Consider the following 12,192-nt stretch of genomic DNA (forward strand, 5'->3'; position numbering starts at 1 on the left):
GGATTCGGGCTTTGGGCGGGGATTCTAACAGGTCCTGGCTTGGGTGTTAGCAAAGCAGCCGGTGCGACTTTCCAGGACACGCCGTGAACCCATTCATGGGGGCTTGGCATTGCCATCCCTGGCAATGCACAGTCCTGGAAAGTCGCACCGGCCGCTTCGCCCGAGCTCAGGCGATACTGCCAACTGCCGGATTATTGATTGCTGGTTTTACAGCACTTTCAGCGCTGCATCGTAATCCGGCTCGTCCTTGATCTCATCGACCAGCTGGCTGTGGATGACCTTGTCGTTCTCATCCAGTACCACCACCGCCCTGGCGCAGAGACCGGCGAGGGGGCCATCCTGAATGGCGACGCCGTAGTCCTGCTGGAAGCTGTAGTTCCGGAAGGTGGAGAGGGTTTCGACGTTTTTCAGACCTTCGGCGCCGCAGAAGCGGGCGGCTGCGAAGGGCAGGTCGGCAGAGACTACGAGGACCACGGTGTTGTCCAGGCTGCCGGCTTTTTCGTTGAACTTCCGGGTAGACGCGGCGCAGACGCCGGTGTCGATGCTCGGGATGATGTTCAGGATCTTGCGCTTGCCGGACCAGTTGTCGAGTTTGACTTCTTCCAGCCCGCCGTTGGTCAGGGTAAAGGGAGGCGCGTTGTCGCCTGTTTCGGGAAATTTACCGCTCAATTCAATGGGGTTGCCGTCCAGGTTAACGCTGCTCATGGTATTTGCTCCTCGGTGTCTGGTTTAGAGTCTAACGTACTCTGTGTAGACCACTTTGGATGATTTTGCCTCAATTACCGGTTGCACTTTGCGGTTCGAAACCTTTCGCAGGGTAACGCTGAACCAGCAGCAGATAACAGCCCATGGCAATGGCGGCGCATGCTGCAATGATCAAAGCCATGACCAGAGAGGTGCCGTCGTGCAGATGGCCGACCAGCATGCCGGCGATGGCGGCGACGGCCATCTGGGTGAAGCCGAACAGGGCAGATGCGGAGCCGGCCATAGTGGGGAAGTTGGCCAGGGCGCCTGCCATGGTCTGGGGCAACACCATCCCGGTACCGATCATGAACAGGGCCTGGGGCAGGATAACCGCCCAGACGTTGAACACTTCACTGAGGGCCAGAACGGCCATCAGGCTGCCGCCACCGACGGCGATAATCAGGCCACGAACCAGAATCTGGTCCGGCAGCAGACGACGGCCGAGACGGACGGCAGTCAGGTTGCCGACAATATAACCGGCCACCATACAGGCGAAGTAAAGGCCGAACTGCTCGGTCGGCACGCCCAGGAAATCGATCAGGACGAACGAAGAACCGGACAGGAACGCAAACAGTCCGGAAAAGATCAGCGCGTTGGTCAGGGTGTAGCCCAAAAAGCTGATGTCCTTCGCGATGGTCCGATAATTCCGCAAAAGGCTGCCGATTTTCAGGGATTGGCGATGTTCCGGGCGCATGGGCTCTGGAATGCCGAAGGCCACAACCACCGCCATCACCAGGGCGTAGCCACCCAATGCGAGGAACACCGATGACCAGCCGAGGCTGGCGGTCAGCAGACCGCCAATGGTCGGTGCAACGGCCGGCGCCAGGGCCATGATGCTGGCCAGTATTGCCAGGATCTTGGCAGCTTCGCGGGGCCTGTAGATATCCCGAATCGCCGCCCGACCCAGGACCGGGCCGGCAGAACCACCAAGCGCTTGCAGGAAACGGCACAGAATCAGCGTTTCGATGTTCGACGCCAGGGCACAGCCAATGCTGGCAATGGCGAAAAGCACGAAACCACCAATCATGATCGGCTTGCGACCAAAGCGATCTGCCAACGGACCGCAAATCAGCTGGGCAATGGCAAAGCCGACCATATACAAACTCAGCGTCAGCTGAACCTGATCGGTACCGGTGCCAAAGTCTGAACCAATCTGAGGCAGTGCCGGCAGATACATGTCCGTTGCCAGCGGCCCAAGGGCCACAGCGGCGGCAAGAAGTATCGTTGTCCAGACACTGGTCAAAGTCAGCATGTGTTTCCTAACGCGTTATCAGAGAAATACCGAAAGAGTAACGACAGGTCAGGTTGGGAAAGGCTTTCCAAAACTGTAGAGGGCCAAGGATGGCCCGAAACAAGCGCACATGGATGTGCTCGTAGCGTGTTTTGGAAAGCCTTTCCCAACCTGGCCGACCGCCGAGTAATGGCAGTCTAGGTGAGAGGAGGTAAGAAGATAACGCCAGCAAAGCTCATACAACCTATGAGCAAAACTAATTGATTAACTTTTCAGACCGTTGAGCGCAGCGGCAACAGCATTCACCTGATTCCGCAGCCATTTGTGGGCAGGATCGTTCTGATTGCGGCGATGCCACAACATCAGCAGGGTGAAGGGTTTGAAATCAAAGGGCAGAGGCACCCAGGCGAAGTCGCGGAGTAAGTGTTTGCTCATTCCCTCCGGCGCCGTGGCAAGCATATCCGTGCCTCGCAGGAACTCCGGCAGGCCGGAAAAATTGGAAACCGTCACCACATTGCGGCGAACCAGGCCACGGGTATCCATGGCGGTCTCCACCGTTGGCTTCTCGCCAGTGGCAAACAGCAGGGCAATGTGGTCCGCCTTCAGGTATTCCGGCAGATCTGCAGGCGGTTTGCGGTACTCGGGATCGTAGAACACCACCATCCGATCGGCCATCAGGCCCCGCTGCATAATGTCCGTCGCCTCCGGCGCGTGCGGAGAAATCACCAGATCACAGACATCCTTCCGCAACAGGTCTGCCCGGGGAATGCCGGATGGAATCACCTGAAGGCTGATGCCCGGAGCTTCCTGCCGCAAGGTTCGCACCAGGCCGGGCAAAAGCAGGTCCCGCTGGTAATCATTGGCAGCAATCGTGAAGGTGAACTCGGCCGTGGCGGGACTGAACGGCGGCCCCGAGGACAGCGACTGCAGATCATCCAGAATCTGCCGAATGTGTGGCCCGGCCTGAAGAGCGTAGCGGGTTGGCACGATACCCCGCCCGGATTTTACGAACAGGGGGTCCCCCAGTGCCTGGCGCAGGCGTTCCAGCGTGTGGCTCACCGCCGACTGGGTAACACCCAGCCGCACCGCAGCACGGGACACGCTGCCTTCATCGAGCACCGCCAAAAACGTACTCAGGGCTCGGAAATCCAGGTTGAATGTATCAATCGGGTTCATGAATGGCAGTGTAACCCGATGCCCCCGGTGGCGCTACGGCACCTTGGTGTACTCGCTTTCCTTGATGAAGGAGCCGATGGCCTGAGCAAGATCATCGAACCAGGGGTTGTAGGTCAGCCGGCTGGTAAACACGGGCCGCTCTGTATCGTGCCAGGCGCTGAACCAGAGATCTTCTTCCGGCAACTGCCGGCAATCCTCGAGGGAGATGTTGTTGGGTTCCAGGCACCGTTGCAGCGGCGCGCCCAGGCCGTAGAGTTCGTTGTCTGGCGCAATCAGCAGGGACTGATGAGAGAATTCCAGGATATTGGCGTCAGGCAGATAACTGTTCAGGAAACGGATGCGCTCATCGGCCTGCGCGACCGGCCAGGGTTTACGGGTATCCCGAAAGATCATCATGGCATTCCCGGGATTGCTGAACCGCTCCCGGAACTGCGTGACCAGATACTCGAGATTGATCACCGAGTCGGCCTCAGTGGCGGCCAGGAACAGGGGTATATCGAGGCTTTCCTTCTGGATTATCCGGCTTTGCGCCGCCGAGATGACATCGCCGATCTGGCTGCCCGCGTTAAAGGAAAACGACTCGTACTTCACCGGATTCAGCTCGGGCTCTTTTTCCACGAAATCACCAAAGACGTCGGCAATGGGCGCCAGCCAGAGGTAATCCCGAAGACCGTTGAGCTGCCAGGCGGGCGCGACTGCAATCAGGCCCGCCGGTCTTGGCCCCGTCTCCGAAAGCGCGTAATCCGTGGCCAGGGCACCGCCCAGTGAAAAGCCGCCAATAAACGCCCGGTCCACATCCTGCGACAAGGCGACGAAGTGATTACGTACCTGATCGCGCCAAACGTCGGCGCTGGCCGTCACCATATCCCCGGGACGGGTGCCGTGTCCCTGCAGCAACAGGGCCCGGACTTCCACGCACTGATCCGCCAGGTAACGGGCCAGATCCCGGAACACGAAGGGCGAATCGCTCAGGCCGTGCACCAGCAACAGCCCGGTGCGATCTCCGGAGTTGCAATCGGCGGCCGGCGACAGCCTGTATGGCAGGTTCCATAACACCTGCTGTTCCCGTTCAAACCCTTCCACCGGCACCAGATTGGTATCGACGTAGGTTTTGACCGACGCCACATAGCGGTCGAAATCAGTCACCGGTTCGGCCCCTAGCGTTGCAGGCCCTGGCGTGTAGAGTTGCGTGCTGGTGGCGCAGGCGGCGGTCGTGCCCAGCACCAGTAAAACGAGCAAATTCCTGAGAATAGTCATAGCCGGCGAGTGAGATTCGCTCCTTTCGTTTGAACCGTCGTCATTGCTGACTGTGTTGAGTGATCGTTCAAATCTCGATACTGTGACTTCAGTATACGACCCCGAACCGCCTTCCGGATGAGGAGCCCCACCGATGAGCATGACTCTCGCTTTCGACGTCTACGGAACCCTGGTTGACCCCATGGGCATGTCCCGCCTGCTGGCGGAAGACGCTGGTGACAGGGCAGAGGGCGTAGCCGCGTTGTGGCGGGAGAAACAGCTGGAATTCTCGTTCCGCAAGGGCCTGATGAAAGTCTACGAAGATTTCGGTGTCTGCACCCGCCAAGCCCTGCGCTACGCCATGGCAACCCACAAACTGATCCTGCCCGAAGAACGCGAAAACGCCCTGATGGCGGCTTACCTGTCTCTGCCTGCGTTCGACGATGCCTTGCCGGCACTGAAAACACTGAAAGGGCAGTATCCGCTGTTCGCGTTTTCCAATGGAAGTTATCCGGCGCTGGAAAAGGTCCTTGGACACAACGATCTGCTGGAGCAGTTCGAAGGTCTGGTCTCGGTAGACGACGTCAAAAGCTTCAAGCCCGATCCGGCAGTCTACACCCATGCCCGAAGGGCCACGGGCTGTTGGGAGAAGCCGTTGTGTCTGGTTTCAAGCAATGCCTGGGATGTCATTGGTGCCCGAGCTGCGGGATTACTCGCAATCTGGGTACAGAGGGATCCGGATAAGGTTTTTGAAGACTGGGGGATTCAGCCCTCAGCAGTGATCAGCAGTCTTTCAGAGTTGGAGGTAACACTGAAGAACCTCTGATGTCAGCGAAGCCCTCCCCGTCATCTGCCGGCAAACTCCAAAGCAAGACAATCAGTCCGACCGAACAGCCAGCCACTCCGCCAACTCCAGCCAACTCTGACGCGGCGCCTTACTCCCGGCAAGAATGCCCATATGCCCGCCCGGCACAACCCGGAACGTCTTGTCCGTAGAACTCACATGATCCATCACCCGCTTGGCGGCACCGGGTGTCACGAGCGTATCGTCGCCGCCGGCAATGGCCAGTAAGTTGGCACTCACATTGTCCAGCCTGGCAATGTCCTCGCCGATCTGGATCTCACCTCTCGACAGCTGGTTGTCGATCCAGACCCGCACCACCGTGTCCTGAATGATCCCGCCGGGATAAGCCACCATCCGGTCCAGAAACGCCGACGTGGTCGCGTGGTTGGCGACAAACTCCCGGTCACCCAGCCGGATGATCAGCTCCCAGTAACTCATCACGCTGGCGACAGGGTTGGTCAGTTTGAAACCGATGGTATTGGCCCAGCCGGGGGTATGAAACCAGTGGGGTTTCACATCGTGAAGCCGGAACCCGGTCCTTTCTCGAACAAACCCGGCCACGTCTGCCATCCGCTGATTCACAAGCCCCAGAATTCCTGAGGCGTGACTGTCGATCGGCGAGCCCAGCACGATGGCATTGCGCACGTGCTGATCGTTACTGAGGGCGGAATAGAACAGCGTGAACATGCCACCCATACTCCAGCCATGCAGCGACAACTCCTGTTCACCGCTGTGCTCCCGAACCCGGTTCAGATAGGCCGGCAACAACTCGGCCACATAGGTATGCAGGTTGTAGTGACTGTGCTCCCGCGTTGGCATGCCCCAGTCAATCAGATACACCTCGAATCCCTTGGCCCGCAGAAAACGCACCAGACTACGCTGGGGGAACAGATCGTAGATGAGCATGTTCACCGCCAGGGGCGGTACGATCACAATCGGTGTCTTATGGGCCGTTCGCTCAACCGCAATGGTCTCCCCGTCCAGCTCGATAAAATCCTCGGCCAGGGGCGGGTAATAACGCAGACTGACCAGCCCGTCGGTATACAGGGTTTCAAATGGCGTCTGTCCGGCCTGAACCAGACTGGCGGCCCGGAACATTCGGTCGAAGGCGTTGCCGGCGTATAGGGCCGTTTGCCGGGTAACGCCTGCCGCGCGGTCGGCGGCGGATTTGAAGAGATTGGGCATGGGCATGTCCATGGAAAATTTGACGTTCACTATACGGATTACCGAACTTCGATTCTCTTCGGTCAGAAACCGGGATTATCCATGCTGGGGCGCAAATCACCATGGCAGAAGTGTCCAGACTGGTGGGCAAACCGGTCACTTCAGGCCACTGCCCAACGAGGCCTGTGGTTGTTATCATTAAGCTCCATTTTGAAAAAACAACCAGAAAAACAGGATTGCCATGCTCAGCTTTCTACCCGCCCCCGTGATCGGTGTACTCAACTCCATCCTGCTGGGAATCAACACCCTGTTCTGGTGCATACTGCTCTACATACCGGCCATCCTGAAGCTGATCATCCCGATCAAGGGCTTCCGGGTACTCTGCACGCGAGTCATCATCTGGATAGCTGAGGCCTGGGTCGCCTGCAACACCGGCTGGATGAAGCTTACCCATGGCACAAAATGGGACGTGAAAGGCGCCGAGAACCTCAAGCGGGAAAGTTGGTACCTGGTGCTGGCCAACCACCAGAGCTGGGTGGATATCTTCGCCATGCAGCGGGTCTTCAATCACCGGGCGCCGTTCCTGAAGTTTTTCCTCAAGCAGCAACTGATATGGGTGCCCGTCATAGGCCTGGCCTGGTGGGGCCTCGATTTCCCGTTCATGAAGCGTTACACGAGGGAGTACCTGATCAAACACCCGGAGAAACGCGGTGAAGATTTGCGGGCCACACGTCGGGCCTGCGAGCAGTTCCGTCATACCCCGGTCAGTGTGATGAACTTCGTTGAAGGGACCCGGTTTACCCAGGCCAAACACGACAAACAGAAGTCTGCCTACAAACACCTGCTGACCCCAAAGGCTGGCGGTGCGGCCTTCGTACTCGACGCCATGGGCGACTCGATCCAGACCCTGGTGGACGTGACTATCGCCTATCCGGACGGGGCGCCCACGTTCTGGGACTTTATCTGTGGCCGGGTAAAGGAAGTCAAAATGGAAATCCACACCGTTGATATCCCGGACCATCTGAAAGGCCGAGACTATTCAACGGATGCCGAGCACCGCCGGAACGTGAAAAACTGGTTGGGGGATCAGTGGCGGGCCAAGGACCAGCGGTTGGAGCAAATGCTGGCCCGATAAATATCGGGCATCAGCTGTCGGAATCATCCTCCACTTCATCCGGATGTTCACGCTTGTAGCGTTCCCATTCTTCCCAGTCGTGGGGCGTTCCCGCATGGGGCCTTCGCAGATGTTTGGCATGCTCCATGGCGTTGTTGCGGAGGCTGTGGTCCCGCTCGTCGTCTTCCTTGTCGAAGCCGTACTTTTTCAGAAATTCATCGGGCGTGATGGTCATGGCGCACCTCCATCAGTGGAACATGTCCTGATGAATACGATGCGCCTGCCATTGTGGTTTTTCAACCGCCGTCAGTGCTGCTCTGGCTGGCAATTTCCTGGGCTTCCACCAACTTGAAATTAATCTGCCTGCGCTCGTCATCCACCCCGGCAAAGCTGACCGTTACCGGTTGCTCCAGCTGGAAGATGCGTCCGTTCTTGTTGTGGATAAGGCGCATGGTAACCGGATCAAAGCTGTATTTTCCGTCAAGATCCTTGCAGCTGACGAAGCCTTCCAGCCCGTTGGCATCCAGGCGAACGAAGAAGCCGGCGGGCACTGTGCGGCTGATAACGCCGGCCATGGGTTCTTCGCCGAGAGTTTTGGCAAAATCGCTTTTGAGCCAGGATTCCAGGCTGTTCGCCGCCTGTCGGGCGCGGATCTGGGCAGCTTGCAGGGCTTCCAGCTGATCCTCTGTCAGCGCTTTCATGGGGGTGCTCCACAGAGCCGCCTTGATCAGACGGTGTACATAGAAATCCGAGAACTTGCGCAGTGGCGAGGTAAAGGTGGTGTAGGCATCGAGGCCCATGCCCTGATGAGGAGCCGGCTTGAAGCTCAGCTCTGCCCGGGCCAGCTGGCGGGACAGGATGGCCTTGACCGGTACCTCGGCCTCCAGAGAGTCCGTCTCCTTCATCAGCTTCCTGAAACCCTCGGCCTGATGGGCGTCGACGCCTGAGAGATGCGGTGCGTGGCTGTCGATCAGTGACCGGATGTTGTCGGCGCGATCATCCCGTAATCCGGGATGCTGGATGAACAGGCCGGCCGTGTGGTTACTCAGGAAATCCGCGGCGCAGCGGTTGGCGGCAACCATGCATTCTTCCACCAGCCGATGGGCTTCATTCTGGATGGACGGTTCGATCAGCCGGATACGTTTGTTTTCATCCAGCCGCAGGCGGAATTCGGGACGGTCGCCGCTCAGCAGCGCATGCTCGTTGCGCCATTTCCGGAGGGCTGTCGCTGCCTGATGCAGTTGATCCAGGCTGTTGGCAACGGCGTCCGGCAGTGCCTTGATGTCGTCGTCTTCCCGTCCTTCGATCAGGTTGGAAACGAGCTCGTAACTGAGCTTGCCCTTGGACTTGATAGTGGCCTGATGAAAGCTGTAGTCGCCAAGACTGCCATCATTGTTGACCTGAAGATCGCAGATCAGGGACAGGCGCTTGGCTTCCGGCATCAAAGAGCACAGGCGGGTGCTGATGCTGTCTGGCAGCATGGGCAGAGGCTCGCCCGGGAAATAGATAGCGGTGGCCCGATTGAAAGCTTCCTGTTCCGCCGGGCTGTCGGTGTCGATCACGGCGGTCGGATCGGCAATGGCGATCGAGAGTGTCCAGCCGGTGGCGTTGGGTTCGGCCAGCAGGGCGTCGTCCATGTCCTGGGTGCCAGGGCTGTCGATGGTTACATAGGGGCGGTCCGTGCGGTCTTCCCGCCCCGTTTCCCTGGACTCAATGTCGCTTTCACTGAGGCTGTCGGCCTGCGCGCGGACAGCGTCCGGCCAGGTGTCTGCCAGATCAAACGTCGCCAGGGTGAAAGAGCGCTCAATACCAGGTTTCCCGGCCTTACCGATTACCCGCAGTACCTTGGCCTGGCCCTTGCCGTCCTTGATCGGATGCTTGTGGATCTGGCAGTAGATGTAATCGTCCTGCTGGGCGTTCATTCGTTCCTTGGGGGGAATGAAGATCCAGCGGTTGATGCCCGGCGTCTCGGGCACCACGAAATGCCCTTTACCTTTTACCAGGTAACGCCCTACAAAGGTGTTCAGGCGGGTTTCCAGGAGTTCGTCCACCACGCCCTGGGTTTTGCCTTTCTCAACTTCCTGCTCGGTGACGTTCACCCGGTCCCCGGGCAGCACCTTCTGCATTTCCTCCGGGGGAAGGAAAACATCCCGACCCTCATCGAGCGCAACAAATCCGAAGCGGCCATTGGTGGCTTTGACAGTACCGGGGAAAACCACCTTGTTTTCCTTGATATCCGATTTCAGCTGGCGCAACTGGCTGAGGGCGTCGGCTTTGAGCATGAAGTAACCTGGCTGGTAAAAAATGAATGATGGGGCGGAGTATAACGGTTATGGCGGTATGAGTCAGACCCGTTACGCGGGGTTAATCTCCGGGTCTTCCGAGGTGGTGATACACACCCGGTTCCGGCCCTCATGTTTGGCCTGATAGAGGGCCCGATCTGCCTGGCGAAGAATGGTGTCGGTGCTGTCACCTGGCAGGGCGAAGTAGCCACCAACACTGGCAGTAACCGGGGTTCCGGTTTTTTGGCTTTCCTGTTCCACGGATTCCCGGATGCGAAGAGCGATCCGACTCAACGTGTCCGGGTCGCAAGGTGACAGCAGTACCACGAATTCGTCGCCACCCCAGCGTCCGGGGTGATCATAAGGGCGCACGCCGGCCTTCAGCCACAGCGCCACCCGGCACAGGATCTGATCGCCCGCCTGATGGCCCAGGTTGTCGTTGATACTCTTGAAATGGTCAATGTCCAGCCAGAGTACGCCAAAACCGGTTTCCTGGCGGCGGGCCCGCTGGATTTCCTCATCGAGAACCTCGTCCAGGCCGCGACGGTTTTTCAGACCGGTCAGGGGATCGATCCGGGCCAGTCGGTTCAATTCATCGGTTCGTTGCGCGACTTTTTCTTCGAGTTCCCGGGTAGAGTTGCCCAGGCTCTGAGTCATTTTCTCGAAATGATCGGCCAGCCAGCCGATCTCATTGTCCGGTTTATCCAGCCGTGGCAGGTCGAAACTGCCTTCCCGGACTTTTTCCACCGCGTGCTCGAGGCTCATGATGGGTTTGAGAATTCGGGTCTGGATAATCAGGTGGAACAAAACCAGTGTGACCAGCAGTGTGCCCAGAAATACGGCCACCAGCGGCCACAGGTAGCTCGTTGGCAGGAGTGTGTTGAGGTCGAGCAGCGTAATCTCAAACCAGCCAATTGCCGGCAGGAAGGCAACCCCGGCCAGATGCTTGCGGCCATCCACCGTTACGAAGCCGCTTTCCACCTGGCCGGCCTGGTCTCCCCGCTTCTTGAGCAGCTGCAGCATACCGAGAATCTGCTGTTTGTCCTGGGGATCCTCGAACAGCAGATCGACCGTGTTCTTCTGACCTTCGGGTTTGATGATGCTGGCGAAGTCGATGTAGTTCCGGTCACGGTACAGCTGAATGGCGCCGTTGTAGTCCACGAACAGGGTTGTGATGCCCTCCTGGCCGATGTCGACAATATCCTGCAGGAACGCGTCCAGACTCAGACCGGTACCGACCATGCCAACAATCTCGCCGGCCTCGTTGCGCATCAACACATCGATCCAGAGCTTGGTGACGCCCAGTTCGGTGTCCGGATTGACGTTCAGGTGGAAGTCCCGACCTTCATCAATCAGCTGGAAAAACCAGGCGTCATCGGGTTTTTCTTTATTGAGAACATATCGGAACTGACTGCCGGCGTATTCGTTTTCCTCGTTGTTGTAGTAATAGTGGCCATTCTCAACAAGAGCAACGAAGTAATTGTTGTCCCGGAAATTGGAACGAAAACTCTCCATCTGGCGGATGGCTTCAGATTCAAGCGCGGAATCATCCGGATTTCTGGCCCAGTCGAGTAATGCCGGAGAGCTCGCCATCTGTTTGGCCAGCCCAATCTCCCGCTCCAGTGACTGCAGCAGTCGGGCACTGTCGTAGCGCACCTGTATTTCCGCCACCTGTTGGCCCCAGCGTTCGATGATATTTTCGGATAGCTCCCGATAGGCCAGCCACGATGCCAGTGAAGCCACGATTATGAGGCTTGCGGCCAGACCAAGGATTCGGGTTTTAAGGCTCAACGAGGGTCCCTCTCGGTTTTTCTGGGTTTCTGGGCGCCAATGATAGAACACTGGTTAGTCAGAGTGTAGAGAAAACAGACAGGGCAGGGAGCGTTTCGGGAGGGAAACAGTGTCGCAAGGGCCGCTGATGCAACGACCCCTGCCTGGCGATCGATGCTAGTTATGCTCGGAAAAAATCCGCGTCTGTCCTGACTCGTTGAACAGGATGACCTTGAAGTGGTCTTTCCGGTCGCCCATCTCCATGCCCGGAGATCCGATGGGCATACCCGGCACGCTGAGGCCTGTGGCTCGGGGCGCTTCGCTGATCAGGCGTTTGATGTCGTCGGCCGGAACGTGGCCTTCAATAACATAATCACCGATAAAGGCGGTGTGGCAGCTACCCAGACCGGCGATCAGACCGGCGTCGGCCTTGATCCTGCCCATGTCGTTGGTGTCGGTTGCTGTCACCGTGAAGCCATTGTCCTCGAGGTGATCAATCCAGTCACCACAACAGCCGCAGGTTGGGGATTTGTAAACATGGATGCTCGGGGCCGCGCCGCCGGCCAACGCCGTGGTGCTGAACCCCAGAGCCGCCATCAGACCAAGAGCCAGGGTGTGCTTTTTCATGGCA

At 58.3% G+C, this 12,192-nt stretch carries 11 protein-coding genes; 2 read left to right on the plus strand and 9 right to left on the minus strand.

Features of this window, described 5'->3' with window-relative positions; translation table 11 throughout:
* Nucleotides 1–207: 207 nt before the first annotated feature.
* From tpx to CFB02_RS15435, 4 genes are all read right to left on the minus strand, one after another.
* Nucleotides 208–705: a thiol peroxidase gene (tpx, locus tag CFB02_RS15420; protein ID WP_088558703.1), complete on the minus strand. Its 498-nt coding sequence runs from the start codon at nucleotides 703–705 to the stop codon at nucleotides 208–210.
* 70 nt (nucleotides 706–775) lie between these two features.
* Nucleotides 776–1,996, minus strand: coding sequence for a Bcr/CflA family multidrug efflux MFS transporter (locus tag CFB02_RS15425; protein ID WP_088558704.1), 1,221 nt, complete (start codon nucleotides 1,994–1,996; stop codon nucleotides 776–778).
* A gap of 243 nt (nucleotides 1,997–2,239) precedes the next feature.
* Nucleotides 2,240–3,151 (minus strand): LysR family transcriptional regulator, encoded by a 912-nt coding sequence (locus CFB02_RS15430; protein ID WP_088558705.1) that lies wholly within the window; start codon nucleotides 3,149–3,151, stop codon nucleotides 2,240–2,242.
* Between the two features lie 33 nt (nucleotides 3,152–3,184).
* A complete protein-coding gene (locus tag CFB02_RS15435) occupies nucleotides 3,185–4,297 on the minus strand; it encodes an alpha/beta hydrolase (RefSeq protein ID WP_227519246.1) in 1,113 nt (370 codons plus the stop codon).
* 244 nt (nucleotides 4,298–4,541) lie between these two features.
* Here CFB02_RS15435 and CFB02_RS15440 point away from each other — a divergent pair, with 244 nt between their 5' ends.
* Nucleotides 4,542–5,213, plus strand: a complete 672-nt coding sequence (locus CFB02_RS15440) for a haloacid dehalogenase type II (RefSeq protein WP_088558707.1) — start codon at nucleotides 4,542–4,544, stop codon at nucleotides 5,211–5,213.
* Between the two features lie 51 nt (nucleotides 5,214–5,264).
* Here CFB02_RS15440 and CFB02_RS15445 read toward each other — a convergent pair whose 3' ends face one another.
* Nucleotides 5,265–6,416 carry an alpha/beta fold hydrolase gene (locus CFB02_RS15445; RefSeq protein ID WP_088558708.1) on the minus strand — a complete coding sequence of 384 codons (1,152 nt, stop codon included), beginning with the start codon at nucleotides 6,414–6,416 and terminating at the stop codon, nucleotides 5,265–5,267.
* A gap of 220 nt (nucleotides 6,417–6,636) precedes the next feature.
* Between CFB02_RS15445 and CFB02_RS15450 the strand changes: the two genes are divergently transcribed.
* On the plus strand, nucleotides 6,637–7,530 hold the full coding sequence (locus CFB02_RS15450) for an acyltransferase (RefSeq protein ID WP_088558709.1): 894 nt from the start codon (nucleotides 6,637–6,639) through the stop codon (nucleotides 7,528–7,530).
* Between the two features lie 10 nt (nucleotides 7,531–7,540).
* On the opposite strand, the gene CFB02_RS15455 is transcribed toward CFB02_RS15450, so the two are convergent.
* The 4 genes from CFB02_RS15455 to CFB02_RS15470 all read right to left on the minus strand — a co-directional run bounded on the left by CFB02_RS15455 (nucleotide 7,541) and on the right by CFB02_RS15470 (nucleotide 12,188).
* Nucleotides 7,541–7,744 (minus strand): hypothetical protein, encoded by a 204-nt coding sequence (locus tag CFB02_RS15455; RefSeq protein ID WP_088558710.1) that lies wholly within the window; start codon nucleotides 7,742–7,744, stop codon nucleotides 7,541–7,543.
* A 61-nt stretch (nucleotides 7,745–7,805) separates the two neighbouring features.
* A complete protein-coding gene (locus CFB02_RS15460; protein WP_088558711.1) occupies nucleotides 7,806–9,791 on the minus strand; it encodes a ribonuclease R family protein in 1,986 nt (661 codons plus the stop codon).
* A 72-nt stretch (nucleotides 9,792–9,863) separates the two neighbouring features.
* Nucleotides 9,864–11,582, minus strand: a complete 1,719-nt coding sequence (locus CFB02_RS15465) for a diguanylate cyclase (RefSeq protein WP_088558712.1) — start codon at nucleotides 11,580–11,582, stop codon at nucleotides 9,864–9,866.
* Between the two features lie 156 nt (nucleotides 11,583–11,738).
* On the minus strand, nucleotides 11,739–12,188 hold the full coding sequence (locus CFB02_RS15470) for a DUF411 domain-containing protein (RefSeq protein ID WP_088559272.1): 450 nt from the start codon (nucleotides 12,186–12,188) through the stop codon (nucleotides 11,739–11,741).
* Nucleotides 12,189–12,192 lie beyond the last annotated feature (4 nt).

This window comes from Marinobacter sp. es.042, assembly GCF_900188315.1.
Classification (GTDB): domain Bacteria; phylum Pseudomonadota; class Gammaproteobacteria; order Pseudomonadales; family Oleiphilaceae; genus Marinobacter.